The sequence below is a fragment of the Siminovitchia fortis genome (assembly GCF_003605365.2).
Classification (GTDB): Bacteria; Bacillota; Bacilli; order Bacillales; family Bacillaceae_C; genus Siminovitchia; species Siminovitchia fortis.
Genome location: NZ_QYTU02000041.1, coordinates 12,458 through 30,061 on the forward strand (window position 1 = coordinate 12,458; position 17,604 = coordinate 30,061).

Annotated in this window: 14 protein-coding genes; all 14 read left to right on the forward strand. The window is 44.9% G+C overall.

Annotated features, from left to right (window positions below; genetic code table 11):
• Nucleotides 1-20: 20 nt before the first annotated feature.
• The gene (gene purD / locus D4N35_RS15120; protein WP_120075199.1) at nt 21-1,286 is read left to right on the forward strand and encodes a phosphoribosylamine--glycine ligase; all 1,266 of its coding nucleotides are present in this window, start codon (nt 21-23) and stop codon (nt 1,284-1,286) included.
• A 144-nt stretch (nt 1,287-1,430) separates the two neighbouring features.
• Entirely contained in the window at nt 1,431-3,173 is a 1,743-nt protein-coding gene (locus tag D4N35_RS15125; RefSeq protein WP_120075202.1) for an adenine deaminase C-terminal domain-containing protein, read from the forward strand.
• Between the two features lie 87 nt (nt 3,174-3,260).
• Entirely contained in the window at nt 3,261-4,232 is a 972-nt protein-coding gene (locus D4N35_RS15130) for a DUF3048 domain-containing protein (RefSeq protein ID WP_120075228.1), read from the forward strand.
• A gap of 32 nt (nt 4,233-4,264) precedes the next feature.
• A complete protein-coding gene (locus D4N35_RS15135) occupies nt 4,265-4,573 on the forward strand; it encodes a YerC/YecD family TrpR-related protein (protein ID WP_120075204.1) in 309 nt (102 codons plus the stop codon).
• Nucleotides 4,574-5,113: 540 nt separating this feature from the next.
• Nucleotides 5,114-5,803: a heptaprenylglyceryl phosphate synthase gene (gene pcrB, locus D4N35_RS15140; RefSeq protein ID WP_120075206.1), complete on the forward strand. Its 690-nt coding sequence runs from the start codon at nt 5,114-5,116 to the stop codon at nt 5,801-5,803.
• Between the two features lie 47 nt (nt 5,804-5,850).
• On the forward strand, nt 5,851-8,055 hold the full coding sequence (gene pcrA / locus D4N35_RS15145; protein ID WP_120075208.1) for a DNA helicase PcrA: 2,205 nt from the start codon (nt 5,851-5,853) through the stop codon (nt 8,053-8,055).
• A 24-nt stretch (nt 8,056-8,079) separates the two neighbouring features.
• A complete protein-coding gene (gene ligA, locus D4N35_RS15150; RefSeq protein ID WP_120075210.1) occupies nt 8,080-10,086 on the forward strand; it encodes an NAD-dependent DNA ligase LigA in 2,007 nt (668 codons plus the stop codon).
• Between the two features lie 16 nt (nt 10,087-10,102).
• Nucleotides 10,103-11,257 (forward strand): CamS family sex pheromone protein, encoded by a 1,155-nt coding sequence (locus D4N35_RS15155; RefSeq protein ID WP_120075212.1) that lies wholly within the window; start codon nt 10,103-10,105, stop codon nt 11,255-11,257.
• Between the two features lie 300 nt (nt 11,258-11,557).
• Nucleotides 11,558-11,848, forward strand: a complete 291-nt coding sequence (gene gatC, locus D4N35_RS15160) for an Asp-tRNA(Asn)/Glu-tRNA(Gln) amidotransferase subunit GatC (protein WP_120075214.1) — start codon at nt 11,558-11,560, stop codon at nt 11,846-11,848.
• Nucleotides 11,849-11,860: 12 nt separating this feature from the next.
• Complete coding sequence (gatA, locus tag D4N35_RS15165) at nt 11,861-13,318, forward strand: Asp-tRNA(Asn)/Glu-tRNA(Gln) amidotransferase subunit GatA (protein ID WP_120075216.1); 1,458 nt, start codon at nt 11,861-11,863, stop codon at nt 13,316-13,318.
• A gap of 12 nt (nt 13,319-13,330) precedes the next feature.
• A complete protein-coding gene (gene gatB, locus D4N35_RS15170) occupies nt 13,331-14,761 on the forward strand; it encodes an Asp-tRNA(Asn)/Glu-tRNA(Gln) amidotransferase subunit GatB (protein WP_120075218.1) in 1,431 nt (476 codons plus the stop codon).
• A 503-nt stretch (nt 14,762-15,264) separates the two neighbouring features.
• Nucleotides 15,265-15,825: a GNAT family N-acetyltransferase gene (locus D4N35_RS15175; RefSeq protein ID WP_120075220.1), complete on the forward strand. Its 561-nt coding sequence runs from the start codon at nt 15,265-15,267 to the stop codon at nt 15,823-15,825.
• A 116-nt stretch (nt 15,826-15,941) separates the two neighbouring features.
• The gene (locus D4N35_RS15180; protein ID WP_120075222.1) at nt 15,942-16,508 is read left to right on the forward strand and encodes a GNAT family N-acetyltransferase; all 567 of its coding nucleotides are present in this window, start codon (nt 15,942-15,944) and stop codon (nt 16,506-16,508) included.
• A 230-nt stretch (nt 16,509-16,738) separates the two neighbouring features.
• Nucleotides 16,739-17,536, forward strand: a complete 798-nt coding sequence (locus tag D4N35_RS15185; RefSeq protein ID WP_120075224.1) for an arylamine N-acetyltransferase — start codon at nt 16,739-16,741, stop codon at nt 17,534-17,536.
• Nucleotides 17,537-17,604 lie beyond the last annotated feature (68 nt).

Consider the following 17,604-nt stretch of genomic DNA (forward strand, 5'->3'; position numbering starts at 1 on the left):
ACAATGGACGGTGAATTTCTTTGAAAGTTCTGGTTGTCGGCGGAGGCGGAAGAGAGCACGCCATCTGTAAAAAATTGAAACAAAGCAAGCAGGTGACCCAAATTTTTTGTGCACCGGGAAACGCGGGTATTGCCGAAGATGCGACCGTAGTGCCAATTAAGGAAACAGCATTTTCAGAACTGATTGGTCTGGCTAAAAAAGAGCAGATCGAGCTGACAATCGTCGGACCTGAAGTTCCCCTGAACGCCGGGATTGTCGATGAGTTCGAAGCAGCAGGCCTGAAAATTTTCGGTCCCAGGAAAAACGCCGCGATAATCGAAGGAAGCAAGTCCTTTGCAAAGGATTTGATGAAAAAATACAAGATTCCAACGGCTGCCTATGAAACTTTCCACTCTTACGAGGAAGCGAAAGCATATGTGGACGAACAGGGAGTACCTATTGTCATTAAGGCTGACGGGCTTGCCGCTGGAAAAGGCGTTGTCGTAGCAATGACACTTGAAGAGGCACATGCGGCATTGAAAGATATGCTGCTGGATGAAAAGTTCGGCGAGTCCTCCGCAAGTGTAGTGGTTGAAGAATTTTTGGAAGGTGAAGAGTATTCGCTGATGGCTTTTGTCAATGGCGGCAAAGTCTATCCGATGGTCATCGCGCAGGACCACAAGCGAGCTTTTGACGGAGACAAAGGCCCGAATACAGGCGGCATGGGCGCCTACTCGCCTGTCCCTCATATTCCGGCCGGCGAAGTGGAGCAGGCTGTAAAGGATATTCTGATCCCGACGGCCAACGCCATGATTGAAGAAGGAAGGCCGTTTACCGGAATTTTATATGCCGGATTGATTTTAACAAAAGACGGTTCCAAAACGATCGAATTCAACGCCCGGTTCGGAGACCCTGAAACACAGGTCGTCCTTGAACGACTTGACAGTGATTTGGCAGAAGTCGTAAAGGATATTTTAGAAGGCAAAGAGCCAGTCATCGAATGGTCGGACGGTGCAGTGATCGGAGTTGTTTATGCAACCAACGGCTATCCCGGCGGCTATGAGAAAGGATTACTTCTTCCTGATTTGAAAGCATTGGATCCTTCCGTTAAAGTATTCCATGCCGGAACAGCGGCAGGAAGCGAAGAAGGGACGTATGTTTCCAACGGCGGCCGCCTCCTGCTTCTGGCAGCGAAAGGTGCGGATATTGCCGCTGCTTCAGACAACGTATATAAAGAAATGAAGAAGCTCGACAGCGACCATTTCTTTTACCGGAAAGATATCGGATATAAAGCATTATTAGGGTGAACTCCTGCCTGCGGGTGGGAGTTTTTTTGGGGCCTGTCCCCATTTTCACAAACTTTTTATATTCGATTTTCAAACTTCACTGCGTTAAATTAAAAAGTATGTTAAAATTAAAAAAATCAGTGTGAACTCCCTAGGGAGGGTTGAATGTTGGAACAGAGATACAGATGGAGAAACAAAGAGATACGTGAACAGGCGGCGATTATTGATGGCAAAAAGCCACCTGCTATTCTATTAAAAAATGCCCGGTTTTTACACTCGAAGCTCCGCCGCTGGGTGGAAGGAAATATATGGATTAAGGACGATCGCATTGTGTATGCCGGTGAGGCACTTCCGAAAAACACAACGGCGGCCGAAATCGTAGATTGTACCGGCCTGACATTGGTACCAGGCTATATTGAGCCGCATGTTCATCCGTTCCTTTTGTACAATCCGCAAACATTTTCACGGTTCGCTGCACAGACCGGAACGACAACAACGATAAATGACAACCTATTTTTCTTTTTACATTTACAGAAAAAGAAAGCGTTTTCACTATTGCGCGAAGTCGATGAGTCGCCTGTTACGATGTATTGGTGGACGCGTTTTGATGCTCAAACAAAGCTTGAAGGGGAAGAAGTCATTTTTTCCAACAGTGATGTAAAATCATGGCTTGAACATGATAAAGTCGTTCAGGGAGGTGAGCTTACCGGCTGGCCGCAGCTTTTGGATGGTGATGATCTGATGCTGCATTGGATTCAAGAAACGAAGCGCCTTGGGAAAAAAGTGGAAGGGCATTTTCCCGGGGCTTCCGACAGGACGCTCGCCAAACTGATGCTGTTCGGAGCGGATTGTGACCATGAATCGATGACAGGAAAGGATATTTATAAACGCCTTATGCAAGGGTATACCGTCTCATTAAGGCATTCTTCGATTCGGCCGGATTTGCCTGTCCTTTTGGAAGATATGAAAAAGATGGAACTGAATCAGTATGAATCGATGTTGTTTACAACGGACGGATCAACACCCGCATTTTACAGTCAGGGAATAATCGATGTGATGATCCGAATGGCGATTGACAGCGGAATTCCGGCAATCGATGCTTATCATATGGCATCTTATAATGTCGCCCGGCACTATAATCTACAGCATCTGCATGGAATGATCGGAACTGGCAGAATTGCCAACATCAATTTCCTGGAAAGCGAAAACAATCCTTCGCCCGTTTCTGTCCTTGCAAAAGGGGAGTGGGTGAAAAGGGACGGAAATCCAATTATCATAGATGAAGATATTCATTGGGAGGATTACGGAATTGAGCCTTTGGCATTGGATTGGGAATTAACGATGGAAGACCTGGAATTTTCCATGCCGTTTGGGGTGAAAATGGTTAACAGCGTCATTACGGAACCTTATTCAATAGCAATGGACATCTCATTGGATGAGCTGCCAAAAGACAGTGATGAGTCCTTTTTTGCACTGGTGGACAGAAAAGGGAAGTGGAGAATCAATACAATTTTGAAAGGATTCGCCAGAGAAGTGTGCGGATTTGTCTCTTCTTTTTCCACCACAGGAGACATCATTTTGATTGGAAAAAACAAAAATGATATGAGACTAGCTTTTGAGAGAATGAAAGAAATCGGCGGCGGCATCGTACTCGCCGAAAATGGAAAGATTGTGCACGAAATCCGTCTTCCTCTCTCAGGAATGATGTCGGAAAAAGAGCTTCCTATCCTCATAGGAGAGGAAGAAGAGTTAAGACGGCTGCTTGCAGACAGGGGGTATCCGTTTTCGGATCCCGTCTATTCGTTATTCTTTCTTTCTTCCACTCATTTGCCGTATATCCGCGTGACTCAGCGCGGCATGTATGATGTAATGAATAAAACAGTACTCTTTCCGACGTTAATGCGTTAAAATAGTTGAGAGAAAGAGAATTTGAACTGCTTAGGGGATGGGATTTTGAAACTTACACGATTGGCTTTCGTTATATTGGCAATATTAATGCTGTTTGCCTCAGCTTGCGGTAAAAAGGAATCACAGGAGTCTGAAAAAAAGCAGCCGGAAAAAGAAAAAGCGGCAATAAAGAAGACCGCTCCATTGACCGGGGTGGAAACTAACATAGTACCGCCTGAACGTGCAGTCGCAGTCACAATCAACAATCACCCGGATGCGAGGCCGCAAAGCGGTCTTTCCCAGGCTGATATTGTATATGAAGCGCTCGCAGAAGGAAATGTAACGAGGTTTTTGGCCATTTTTCAAAGTGAAAAGCCGGAAAATATCGGTCCGGTCCGAAGTGCCAGACAGTATTTTATTGACCTTTCCAAAGGATATGATGCGTTGTATGTCGCCCATGGCTACAGCCCGGAAGCAGAGCAGACATTGAAGTCAGGAGCAATTGACAATATTAACGGAATACAGCATGACGGAACATTGTTTAAGAGGGCTGATTTCCGTAAAGCCCCGCATAATTCCTATATCACTTTTAAAAATATCGAAAAAGGTGCAAATGATGCCGGCTATGATATGGACAAAGCACCGAAGCCATTGGACTTCCTTTCCGATGAAGAGGCCGGAAGCCTTGAAGGAGAGGCAGCAGAAAATTTGAAGGTGGCATACAGCCAAAACCAGACTTTTATCGCAGAATACCATTATGACTCCCAAGAAGAGAAATATACCCGGTCATCCGGAGGCGCCGAAACAGTCGAATATGACAATGACCAACCTGTTCTTCTTGACAATGTCATTGTCATTGAGGCGGCTCATACGGTAAAAGATGAAGAGGGAAGACGTGGAATCGATCTTACGTCAGGTGGAAAAGCTTATGTTTTTCAAAAAGGAATCATCCAGGAAGCTGAATGGAAAAATGAAAATGGAAGAATTCTGCCATATAAAAATGGCGAAGCAATGAAATTGGTTTCTGGAAAAACATGGATCAATATCGTGCCAGAATTAACGATGGTCTCTTTTGAGTGATAACAGACAGCAGTTATAAAGGGGATTTTCAAATGCAGATTGAGAAGTTAAGAGGAAAAGCACTCGATCAATTGTTTGAAGCGATCTTATCGTTAAAAGACGTAGAAGAGTGCTACGAATTCTTTGATGACCTGTGTACAATCAATGAAATCCAATCTTTGTCCCAGCGTCTAGAGGTCGCAAGGATGCTTCGGGAAGGAAATACGTATCAAAAAATTGAAGCCGCCACCGGTGCAAGCACAGCAACCATTTCCCGGGTCAAGCGCTGTCTGAATTACGGCAATGACTCATATGAAATGGTATTGGACCGGATAATGGAAAAAGAAAATCCGCAGCGATGACGCTGCGGATTTTCAAAGTTTAAATCAGAAAGCATAAGATTTTTTAGCTTTAAAATTTGAACAAAGCCTTTTGTTGTCCAGCTCCAGGCGCCATCGGCGCAAGGATTAAGCCAATCGCTGCTGAAGGCAAACTACGCCTTCTTCAGCGCTCGTCTTATGCTTGTCGCCTAAGACTGCGCGCCTTGCGCTTTTCTTAACTGAGTAAGGAAGTATAAGATTTTTTAGCTTTAAAATTTTGAACAAAGCCTTTTGTTGTCTAGCTCCAGCGCCTATCGACTAGCAGACTTCACGCTTCTTCCTACGATAAGTCAACATCGCTCCGCTCCGCTGCGCGTGTTTCCTTTATCTCGTCAGAAGCGCTCCAGTCTGTACGTCGATAAACAGGCGCTTGCGCCTTTGTTATATCCACACAATGTTGATGCCATCCACTTTTCCATGCCTTTCCCTCCACCCAATCATTTCTTCATATTTCATCTCGGAGTTTGGCCTCTGTAATGTTATAATAGTGTACGGAATTGGAGAATGGAGGACTCATGGTTTATGTATGATGTCAAGAAATGGCGCCATGCTTTTAAATTGGACCCGAATAAAGAGATTTCCCCCGAGGCGCTGGAAAAAGTCTGTGAATCCGGAACGGATGCCATCATTATCGGCGGGACAGACGGTGTTACGTCCGACAATGTGCTCGATCTTATGGCGAGAGTCCGGCGTTACACGGTGCCGTGCGCTTTGGAAGTGAGCAATATTGAATCCATCACACCGGGTTTTGATTTATATTTTATCCCGTCAGTCTTGAACAGCCGTGATTTCCGCTGGATGAGCGGCCTGCATCACGAGGCGGTCAAGGAATACGGAATATTGATCGACTGGGATGAAATGATTGTTGAAGGATACTGTATTTTAAATGGTGACTGCAAGGCGGCAAAACTGACTGACGCCAACACGGATTTGACGGAAGATGACGTCATCGCTTACGCAATGATGGCTGAAAAGATGTTCCGCATGCCGGTCTTTTATATGGAATACAGCGGTACATACGGGGATCCGGACATTGTCCGCTCAGTAAAGGAAGAGCTCGAAAAAACGACACTATTTTATGGGGGCGGCATTTCGACTGCCGGCCAGGCAAAAGAAATGGGCAAGCACGCAGATGTCGTGATTGTCGGCAATGCGGTATACGAAAACCTTGGAGAAGCGTTAAAAACAGTTCAGGCTGTTAAAAATAGATAATACTATTGATATAATAAGAACAAATGTTCTTAAAGGTTGGTGATAAAATGCAATTTTTAACCGGGAACCTTCTGGAAGGATTGAACAAGGAACAGAAAGAAGCGGTCAAAACGACGGAAGGCCCGTTATTGATTATGGCCGGTGCGGGAAGCGGGAAAACGAGGGTTTTGACCCATCGGGTTGCCTATTTAATGCTCGAAAAAGGGGTTAACCCATACAATATTCTCGCCATTACTTTCACGAATAAGGCTGCAAGAGAGATGAAGGACAGGATCGGAAAAATCATTGGCACGGGTGCCCAAGATGTATGGATATCGACTTTTCACTCGATGTGCGTGCGGATGCTGCGCCGTGACATCGACAGGCTCGGTTATAACCGTAATTTTTCCATCCTGGATACGACCGATCAGCTTTCGGTTATCAAAGGTGTTTTAAAAGATAAGAATATCGATCCGAAGAAATTTGATGCAAGAGCGCTCCTTGGATCGATCAGCAATGCAAAAAATGAGCTGATTACGCCGGAGGAATATGCGAAGGAAGCCGGGGGTTACTATGACCGTATCGTAAGCGACGTTTACACAGAGTATCAGCGCCGGCTCAGAAGGAATCATTCTCTCGACTTCGATGACCTGATCATGGTCACAATCCAACTGTTCGAAAGAGTGCCGGAAGTGCTGGAATATTATCAAAGAAAATTCCACTACATTCATGTAGATGAATACCAGGATACGAACCGGGCGCAATATATGCTCGTGAAACTGCTTGCGGAGCGATTTGAAAATCTCTGTGTCGTCGGGGATTCCGACCAGTCGATCTACAGGTGGCGGGGTGCGGATATCGCCAATATCCTCTCTTTTGAAAAAGATTATCCGAACGCGAAAGTCATTTTACTAGAACAGAATTACCGTTCGACCAAAAAAATTCTCGAGGCTGCGAACGAAGTCATCAAAAACAATCAGAACCGCAAACCGAAGAATCTCTGGACAGACAATGATGATGGCGATAGCATCCAATATTACCGTGCGGATGGTGAAAAAACCGAAGCTGAGTTTGTTGCCGGTAAAATAAAAGAACTGACGGAAGGCGGAAAAAGAGACAGGTCCGACATTGCGATCCTGTACAGGACAAACGCCCAATCCCGGGTCATGGAAGAAGTTTTAATAAAATCAAATATCCAATATACCATTGTTGGTGGAACAAAGTTCTATGACAGAAAAGAAATCAAGGATCTGCTTGCCTATTTGCGGCTGATCGCCAATCCTGATGATGATATCAGCCTGCAGCGGATCATCAATGTGCCAAAGCGGGGAATCGGGGCCGCTTCCATTGATAAGATTGCGGCATATGCAGCCGAACAGGACATTTCCATGTTCGATGTATTGAAAGTCATTGATTTTGTTGGTGTCAGTCCAAGAATCGCAAATGCTTCAGCGGCTTTCCACGAATTGATCAATAATTTTGTACAAATGCAGGAATACCTTTCCGTGACAGAGCTTGTGGAAGAGGTCATTGAAAAATCAGGATATAAAGAGATGCTTAAGGCTGAGAAGTCACTCGAGGCTGAAAGCCGGCTGGAAAATATCGAAGAATTTTTATCTGTAACGAAAAGCTTTGAAGACGGCAGTGATGATAAAAGTCTGGTCGCATTTTTAACCGACTTGGCGCTTGTTGCCGATATCGACCAGCTGGACGAAGCGGACGAAGCCAATGATGCTGTGACGCTTATGACTTTACACTCCGCCAAAGGACTGGAGTTCCCTGTCGTTTTTCTAATCGGTATGGAGGAAGGGATTTTCCCTCATACCCGTTCTTTGATGGACGAAGAGGAGATGGAAGAAGAACGGCGCCTCGCCTATGTCGGGATCACAAGGGCGGAAGAGGAGCTGTATCTGACGAACGCCTATATGCGGACCCTTTACGGGCGTATAAATATCAACCCGGTCTCCCGTTTCATTGATGAAATTCCGGATAAGTTGGTGGAAGAAGTTGGAGCAGAGCCGCGGACGGCCACTTCCTTCGGATTCCGGGAAAACCGGCCAAGCCCGGCAAAGCCTGTTTTCCGTCCTGCTGTTTCCGAAACAGACCAGGGGGAATGGAGCGTCGGCGATCGCGCAGAGCATAAAAAGTGGGGCACCGGGACAGTTGTCAGTATAAAAAAAGACGGCGGAAGCATCGAGCTTGACATCGCTTTTCCAAGCCCTGTAGGGATCAAGCGCCTGCTTGCGGAATTCGCCCCCATCAAGAAAGTGTAATATGGTTGAGAAAGGGTTGTTGACATGGACCGTGAGACTGCCCAAAACCGGGTTAAAGAACTGCACAATTTAATAAACCAATATAACTATGAATACCATGTTCTGGATAATCCGTCTGTCCCGGATGCAGAATATGACCGGCTGATGCGTGAATTGACGGAGATCGAAAGTGAATTTCCGGATTTGGTGACGCCAGAGTCACCGACTCAGCGGGTTGGCGGAGAAGCTCTTTCCGCTTTTGAAAAAGTGGAACACAGAACGCCGATGCTCAGCCTCGCCAACGCTTTTGGGGAAGCCAGTTTGCGGGATTTTGACCGCCGCATCCGCCAGGCGATCGGGGACGATTTTACCTATGTATGTGAGTTGAAAATCGACGGGCTTGCAGTCTCACTTCAATATGAAGACGGACTCTTCGTATTGGGATCGACCAGGGGAGACGGAACTGTCGGCGAGAATATTACAGCTAATTTAAAAACAATCCGTTCCATCCCGATCCGCCTGAAAGAGGATTTGACCTTTGAAGTACGCGGTGAAGCATACATGCCGAGAAAATCATTTGAGCGCCTTAACAAGGAAAGGGAAAAGAAAGGCGAAATGCTGTTTGCCAATCCGAGGAATGCGGCAGCGGGCTCTTTACGCCAGCTTGACCCGAGGATTGCTGCATCCCGGCATCTCGACATCTTCCTTTACGGAATTGGAAATTACGGATCCCTTGGTGTCGATACACACAGCGGCGCACTCGAATACTTGGCGAAGCTCGGCTTGAAGGTGAACAAGGAATGGAGAAAATGCCAAACGATCGACGATGTGATTGAGTATATCGACACATGGACGGAAAAACGGCCTGACCTGGATTATGATATAGACGGAATCGTTATAAAAGTCGATTCTATAGAGCAGCAGGACCGTCTTGGTTTTACAGCAAAGTCGCCCCGTTGGGCCATCGCCTACAAGTTCCCTGCCGAAGAAGTGGTGACAAGGCTGACGGACATCGAATTGAGTGTAGGCAGGACCGGCGTCATCACGCCGACCGCTATTCTGGAACCAGTTCAGGTGGCCGGTACAACTGTCCAGCGTGCATCCTTGCATAATGAAGATTTAATCCGCGAAAAGGATATTATGCTTGGGGACTGGGTTATCGTCAAAAAAGCCGGTGATATCATTCCGGAAGTTGTCAACGTTTTGACTGAAAGACGGACAGGCGAAGAAACAGTGTTCCACATGCCGACACATTGCCCCGCGTGCGACAGCGATCTTGTGCGCCTGGAAGGGGAAGTGGCGCTGCGCTGCATCAATCCGAAATGTCCGGCGCAGCGAAGAGAAGGGCTGATCCACTTCGTTTCACGCAACGCGATGAATATTGACGGCCTTGGAGAAAAGGTGATTGGCCAGCTGTTTGAACATGAATTGATTAGGGATCCAGCTGACATATATTTCCTAAAAAAGGAGCAGCTGCTTGAGTTGGAGAGGATGGGTGAAAAATCCGTCAATAATTTGCTGGCGGCGATTGAAAAATCTAAATCCAACTCCCTTGAGAAGTTGTTATTTGGACTGGGGATCCGCCATGTCGGGGAACGCGCGGCAAAGGTTTTGGCCGAACATTATGAAACGATGGACAACCTGATCGCGGCTTCCCGCGACGATCTTGTAACGATTCCTGAAGTGGGAGAAAAAATGTCGGATTCGATTGCCACTTATTTTGAAAGCGAAGAAGTAGAGGAACTGATCTCTGAATTGAAATCGGCCGGTGTCAATATGACGTACAAGGGACCAAGAATTTCGGAAGCAGCGGAATCCGGTTCGATTTTTAGCAATAAAACGGTTGTTTTAACAGGCAAACTCGAGAAACTGACGCGAAATGAAGCCAAAGAGAAGATTGAAGCGCTTGGCGGACAAGTTACGGGCAGTGTCAGTAAAAAGACGGACTTGGTCATTGCAGGAGAGGACGCCGGATCGAAGCTGACAAAAGCGCAGGAACTGAATATAGAAATTTGGGATGAGGAAAAGCTCCTGGAAGAACTCAATCGTTAAAGGTGGAAGAAATGGAATGAAAAAATGGTTTTCCCTGCTGCTGGCAGCAGTTTTAATAACAGGATGCGCACCCGGTTTTAAAAATGAGAAGGAAGTTGTCCAAAAGAAGAATGATCAAAAAGGAACATCTATCATTCCGAATTACCAGCTTCCCGATTCCTATCGTTCTCTCATTCCTTTTGTACCGAGTAAAGCAAGGGGAATGGTCGTATCAAATCTAAATTCAAGATATGATATCAATGAATTTGAGACCGGATTGATGCGGGTGGCGACGGGACAATTTTCTCCGGATAAATACGTGTTCCAGGAAGGGCAGCATCTGGATAAAGAAACAGTGGGCCTTTGGCTGAACCGCAAATTTACGAAGGAACAGCTGAAGGAAAGAGGCCTCAAGAAAGAAGAGAATCTGGGGCTGAACCCGTTAAACGACGGCAAAGGATCGATCGAGGAACAGAACGAAAAAAACCCGATTTATCTCGCTCACATTTTGGAACATAACTACTTAACGAAAAATGATAAATCGGTAAAACTGAGCGGCGTAGTGGTAGGGCTTGCCCTTAACTCTGTCCACTATTACCAAAAGGAAAAATATGGGGCAACATTTGAACAAAAAATTCCCCGCGACAAACTCGAAGCCGAAGGGAAAAAGATGGCTGAAGAAGTGCTGAAACGAATGAGAAGTATGAAGGGGCTGGGGGATGTCCCAATCGTCATCGCTCTGTTTGAACAAAAAGGAAAGAACGATGTCGTTCCTGGAAATTTCTTCACATATGCCGTATCGGATAAAGGCAATTCTTTGGGCGACTGGAAGAAAATCGATGAGAAGTATGTCCTCTTCCCATCAGAGGAAGCGGAAAAAAATCATCGAGATGATTTGACTTTTTATATGAGATTCAAAGATGATATCGAAGAATACTTTCCAAATTATAACGGCGTCATCGGACGCGGGTTTTACAAAGATGGCCAGCTTGTCGACATGAAAATTGAAATTCCGGTCCAGATGTTTGGCGAAGCCGAAATCATTGGATTCACACAGTGGGCCACGTCATTGATCATTGACCACTTCCCGGATTATCTAAATGTTGAGGTGGAAATCAACTCAGTAAACGGGGCCGAAGCGCTCATTGTCAGAAACGCAGGCGAAGAGAAGCCGTTTGTGCATATCTACTAGAAAAGCGGAAGCGCTCGTTAAGCGACGTACAGACTGGACGCCTCCTGACGAGATAAAGGAAACACGGCGAAGCCAAAGGCGAGCCGATGTTGACTTATCGTAGGAAGGAGAAGGAAGTCTGCTAGTCGCTGAGCGCTGAAGCTGGACACAAGAAAAGCGGAAGCGCCTGTCCATTGACGTACAGACTGGATGCCTCCTAAGAGGCAGCACCACACCGCTCCCTCTTGCCCGGCGCCGGCTTTTTCTGATATTATCAATAGTATTGCGATTGGTTCGAAATATAGTTGGAGGTGGAAAAAGATGTCAAGAATTACCAAAGAGCAAGTGTATCATATCGCGGATTTAGCCCGCCTGGAAATTAATGAAGAAGAGGCCGAGTTGTTCACAAGCCAGCTTGATGACATGATCAATATGGTTGAAAAGCTGGATGAATTGGATACTTCGAATGTTAAGCCGATGTCACACGTTTTCATCCAAGAGAACGTCATGCGGGATGATGTGACGGTCGAAGGGCTTCCAATTGAAGAAACGATGAAAAATGTACCGGAACACGAAGGCAGACTAATCAAAGTTCCGCAGATTTTGGAATAAGGAGGAAACCACATGTCATTGTTAGACCGTAAGATATCCGAAGTAAAAGAACTTTTACATAAAAAAGAAGTTACGGTTTCCGACCTTGTCGATCAGTCTCTAGCACGGATCAACGAGGTGGAAGAAAAAGTAAAAGCGTTTATCACAGTTGATGAAGAAAATGCACGCGCGCAAGCGAAAAAACTGGACGAGCAGATTGGTACAGACGCATCCAATCAAGCCCTTTTCGGGATACCTTCGGGTATTAAAGATAATATTGTAACGAAAAACCTGGTTACAACTTGTGCGAGTAAAATGCTCGAAAACTTCGATCCCATTTATAACGCAACCGTCATGGAGAAATTGAATTCAAAAGGTACGGTTACGATCGGAAAAACGAATATGGACGAGTTTGCGATGGGTTCGACAACGGAAACATCCTTCTTTCATCCTACATACAATCCTTGGAACTTGGATTTTGTTCCTGGAGGTTCTTCCGGCGGATCTGCAGCGGCAGTGGCGGCTGGAGAAGTCATGTTTTCTCTAGGTACTGACACTGGCGGGTCCATTAGACAGCCGGCGGCTTTTTGCGGTGTAGTCGGGTTGAAGCCTACATATGGAAGAGTGTCCCGTTCAGGAGTGGTGGCATTTGCTTCTTCGTTTGACCAGGTCGGGCCGATTACACGCACAGTCGAAGACAATGCTGTTGTGTTAGAGGCCATTTCCGGCCATGATGACCGCGATTCCACATCCATCAAGCGCGAGGTTCCGAATTATGTGAACAGCCTTACAGGTGATGTTCGCGGGTTGAAAATCGCCGTTCCAAAGGAATATATCGGAGAAGGTGTCAGCGAGGAATCCAAAAAAGCGGTTCTTGCTGCGTTAAAAGTGCTTGAAGGACTCGGCGCTACTTGGGAAGAGGTATCTCTTCCATATTCCAAATACGGATTGGCATCTTACTATATCGTGACTTCTTCCGAAGCATCATCCAACCTTGCACGCTTTGACGGTGTCCGCTATGGCTATAGAACCGAAAATCCGAAGAATCTTTTGGACTTGTATAAAAAGACGCGTTCCGAAGGTTTCGGCGACGAAGTAAAACGCCGCATCATGCTTGGAACGTTTGCCTTAAGCGCAGGCTATTACGATGCTTATTATAAAAAAGCCCAGCAGGCACGTGCTTTGATCAAGCAGGACTTTGACAATGTACTTTCCAAATATGACGTCGTTATCGGACCGACAACTCCGACTCCTGCCTATAAAATGGGCGAAGTCGTAGACGATATCATGACGATGTATGCAGGCGACCTATTGACAATCCCTGTAAATCTTGCAGGACTTCCTGCGATTTCCGTCCCATGCGGATATTCGAATGGATTGCCGCTCGGACTTCAGATCATCGGAAATTATTTTGACGAAGAGACAATTTACCGTGTTGCTCACGCTTTTGAACAGGCAACAAACTATCATGAACAAAAACCACAACTGTAAGGGGTGAAAAAAATGAACTTTGAAACGGTCATCGGACTTGAAGTACACGTAGAACTTAAAACAGATTCAAAAATATTTTCGCCGGCACCGAACCATTTCGGTGCTGAGCCGAATGCGAACGTAACAGTGATCGACCTTGCTTATCCTGGAGTTTTGCCGGTATTGAATAAACGTGCAGTCGAATATGCGATGAAAGCAGCCATGGCTTTGAACTGTGAAATCGCTACTGAAACCGACTTTGACAGGAAAAACTATTTTTATCCGGACAATCCGAAAGCTTACCAAATTTCCCAGCAGGATAATCCGATTGGAAAGAATGGCTGGATTGAAATCGAAGTGAACGGCGAGAAGAAGAAAATTCGCATCAACCGCGTCCATATGGAAGAAGATGCCGGGAAACTTACGCATACAGGGAAAGGTTACTCTCTTGTGGACCTTAATCGTGCGGGAACCCCGCTTATCGAAATCGTATCTGAAGCAGATATGCGTTCGCCTGAAGAAGCTTACGCTTATTTGGAAAAATTGAAAGCAATCGTCCAATTCACAGGCGTATCCGACTGTAAAATGGAGGAAGGTTCTCTTCGCTGCGACGCGAACATCTCCTTGCGTCCAGTCGGACAGGAAGAGTTCGGTACAAAAACCGAATTGAAAAACCTGAACTCTTTTAACTTCGTAAGAAGAGGACTGGAATATGAAGAAAAACGCCAAGAGGAAGTGCTCCTTTCGGGCGGAAAGATTTTACAGGAGACACGCCGCTACGATGAAGCATCAGGAAAAACCATCCTGATGCGTGTAAAGGAAACAGCGGACGACTACCGCTACTTCCCTGAGCCGGATCTTGTAAAATTAACGATTGACGACGAATGGAAAGCCAGAGTCCGTGCGGAAATTCCTGAGCTTCCGGATGCGAGAAAACAGCGCTATGTCGGCGAACTCGGGCTTCCGGAATACGATGCAATGGTGCTTACGCTCACTAAAGAAATGTCTGACTTCTTTGAAGCGGCGATCGCTGCAGGGGCTGATCCGAAACAGGCATCCAACTGGCTTATGGGAGAAGTATCCGCCTATTTGAACGTGGAGCAAAAAGAACTCCATGACGTCGCGTTGACTCCTGAAGGATTGGCCGGCTTGATCAAGCTGATCGAAAATGGCACTATTTCTTCAAAAATCGCGAAAAAAGTATTCGGTGAATTGATTGAAAAAGGCGGAGACCCTGAAACAATCGTCAAAGAAAAAGGACTCGTTCAAATTTCCGACGAAGGCGAACTTCTGAAAATCATAGCGGAAGTGCTGGATGCCAACGAGCAATCAGTTGAAGACTTCAAGAACGGAAAGGGACGTGCGCTCGGCTTCCTTGTGGGCCAAGTGATGAAGGCCACAAAAGGACAGGCCAACCCGCCGCTTGTAAACAAGTTGCTTAAGCAGGAAATTGAAAAAAGATAAGTTTATAAAGAAAAGCGCAAGGCGCGCAGCCTTAGGCGACAAGCATAAGACGAGCGCTGAAGAAGGCGTAGTTTGCCTTCGTCAGCGATTGGCTTATGACCTCGAGCCGATGGCGCCTGGAGCTGGACATTACTTAACCTCTGTTTGAAGAGAAAATTCGGTAAAATTTTATACTTCTTTAACTTGATGAAAGACAGTTTAATGCAGCCCGCGCTGATTAAACTNCTTTAACTTGATGAAAGACAGTTTAATGCAGCCCGCGCTGATTAAACTGTCTTTTTTTGGGCATCTGGCCTTCAAGATCAAAAGCCGGGGATACGTGTCTACACAATCAAGTTATTTGAAAAGCTTTGTTTTGCTATTCGCAAAAGTTGTGGAGAAATTCCTATTATGTAATTTGTATATGTGATATAATATTTTTAATTATTTGATAAAGGAGTGATGTCTTATGGCGTATATGGAAAAAGAATTATATAAAATGATTATGCTAAGGAGATGTCACATTGAAAAGGGAAAAAATCAAATTACAATCAGAGACAGAAAGATTAACGTTAAGACCGTTACAGAATGAGGATTATGAACGGTGGCTGGAAGGATTCAGCCAAAGGCTTCCTTCGCAATATAACTACGATGACGACAAAATGGATTTGACGGAATGGACCCAGGAAAAATTTAACGATGTGGTTATAAAGCATCAAAAATTAGCCGAGCGGGATGAGGCATACGTTTTTGCTGTTTTTCGGAAATCGGATCAAAAACACATCGGCATGGTCGAATTTTGTACGATTATGAGAAAAGAATTTCAGTGGGGCCTTTTAGGCTATATCATTCATAATCAATTCTGGAAAAACGGATACGGTACAGAGGCTGTTAAAGAAGGGATTCGTATGGGTTTTCAAAACCTTGGATATCATCGCATTGAGGCTCATATCAATGTAGATAATATGCCTTCAATTAAATTGGCGGAGCGTGTCGGGCTTACCTATGAATGTACGAGAAAGGAATTTATTTATGAATTTGGCCGCTGGAACGATAATATTGTGTATTATATGAATTCAAAATAGGAGTTTCAATTGAAGAGCGCATTTCTGCAGTAAGAATTGGGCTCTTTCTTAATGTGTAAAGAGCCTGGTTATTGAATAAGATGAGCGATTACACAAAGAAAGGATGACTTTACAATATGGTTGAAATTGCCGGAGATAAAGTCATTTTAAAAACGGCAACAGCAGAAGATATTGATAAACTTTATTACTGGAAGTATGAAGATGAAGAACAGGAGGCTAAAAAGTGGAATGGACCTTACATTCCAGAGGTAAGAAAAACAAAAGAGGAATATAGAAAAGATTGGTTAGAAGATAACGAAATATTACCCGGTGTACCAGAATCTCTGATTATTTGCGCCAAGGGAAAGCCGATTGGATACGTTAGTTCATATTGGGTGGATAAAAACACAGACTGGCTTGAGACGGGCATTGTAATTTATGATAAAAACCTTTGGAACGGAGGATACGGTTCAGAAGCATACAATCTATGGATCTGTTTTCTTTTTACATCTACAGACTTGCATAGATTGGGTATGTCTACATGGTCTGGGAATGCAAGAATGATCAAGGTAGCAGAAAAAATTGGAATGAAAGAAGAAGCGAGAATAAGGAACGCGAGAAAGGTAGAAGGTGAATATTTTGATGCCATTAAAATGGGCATATTACGAGAGGAGTGGGAAGCGTTGAGTAGCGGTAAAATATAAAAGCCATCAGCAAAAGGGCTCATTTCTTAAATAGTAAGGCTTAAATGCCGGGAAAAAAATATTTGAATTTCAACCCCGTCCTTAGAACGGGGTTATATGTATTTTGGTTTCCTTTTTAACCCATTCCAAGGGGGAGCCAAAAACCCCCAGCAGCGTGCTATTATAAATGTTGTATAATTGAAGAATAAATGAAAGAAGTAATTTTATTGGGATCAGGGAGGTGCCAAGATATGGAAGCAGCTGTTTGTCAATATTTGCAGCATTTACGATTGGAAAAGGAACTACCGAGCATCAATTACTTACAAAGGCTGATTCAGCATCATCTTTCGCTTGTACCCTATGAAACTTTCAGCAAATTTCATTATTTTTTAAATGGACCGGAGCTGGTTCCTTCACTGCCCGATTTTGTAAAAAATTTAACTGATAGAGGGTGGGGCGGTACCTGCTTTACCCTGAATATGAACTTTGCACGACTTCTTTCCGATCTCGGTTTTGATTGTTCCTTGGTCAGGGTGCAGCCATCACATTTGGCAATAATGGTTGAAATCAACGGCAAGCGCTTATATGTGGACGTCGGCTACGGTTCCCCCATTATGAAGCCGATAGAGCTGGAGGCAAAGCCCCGCCATGTTCTGCACGGTTTCGGGGAAGAAATTATTTTTACAAAAATAAAAAACGGAGAATATGAAATTGACCGGCGTTCCAACGGCAAATCTTTTGTAAAAAAGCTGATCAAATGGGCGCCTCTTCCAGAGGAGCATATATTGAATGACATTGGCGAGTCTTATGCAGATCGCGATGAAAACATCACGATGAGGAGAGTTACAGCTGTTCGTTTTAACGGGCATCAATGTTTTTTCCTTAGAAATCGGACGATGAAAGTGATGACATACCGCAATATAAGCGAACTGCAGATCAATGAACAGGAAAAATGGATCAACCTCATCCATGAAGTCTATCAAATTGATAAAAATTCAATGGAACCAGTATTGACGTTTTTAAAAAATAGGGGCGTGAATTTGTTTTAAACCTTCATTTTTTGATGAAATTACCGATAAATATATATAGTTACCTGAATCCGTGACGTAGTTTGTTA

Coding starts and splice junctions, on each gene's coding strand:
- D4N35_RS15125 (WP_120075202.1), top strand. CDS start 1,431: ATGTTGGAACAGAGATACAGATGGAGAAACAAAGAGATACGTGAACAG.
- D4N35_RS15130 (WP_120075228.1), top strand. CDS start 3,261: ATGCTGTTTGCCTCAGCTTGCGGTAAAAAGGAATCACAGGAGTCTGAA.
- D4N35_RS15135 (WP_120075204.1), top strand. CDS start 4,265: ATGCAGATTGAGAAGTTAAGAGGAAAAGCACTCGATCAATTGTTTGAA.
- pcrB (WP_120075206.1), top strand. CDS start 5,114: ATGTATGATGTCAAGAAATGGCGCCATGCTTTTAAATTGGACCCGAAT.
- pcrA (WP_120075208.1), top strand. CDS start 5,851: ATGCAATTTTTAACCGGGAACCTTCTGGAAGGATTGAACAAGGAACAG.
- ligA (WP_120075210.1), top strand. CDS start 8,080: ATGGACCGTGAGACTGCCCAAAACCGGGTTAAAGAACTGCACAATTTA.
- D4N35_RS15155 (WP_120075212.1), top strand. CDS start 10,103: ATGAAAAAATGGTTTTCCCTGCTGCTGGCAGCAGTTTTAATAACAGGA.
- gatC (WP_120075214.1), top strand. CDS start 11,558: ATGTCAAGAATTACCAAAGAGCAAGTGTATCATATCGCGGATTTAGCC.
- gatA (WP_120075216.1), top strand. CDS start 11,861: ATGTCATTGTTAGACCGTAAGATATCCGAAGTAAAAGAACTTTTACAT.
- gatB (WP_120075218.1), top strand. CDS start 13,331: ATGAACTTTGAAACGGTCATCGGACTTGAAGTACACGTAGAACTTAAA.
- D4N35_RS15180 (WP_120075222.1), top strand. CDS start 15,942: ATGGTTGAAATTGCCGGAGATAAAGTCATTTTAAAAACGGCAACAGCA.
- D4N35_RS15185 (WP_120075224.1), top strand. CDS start 16,739: ATGGAAGCAGCTGTTTGTCAATATTTGCAGCATTTACGATTGGAAAAG.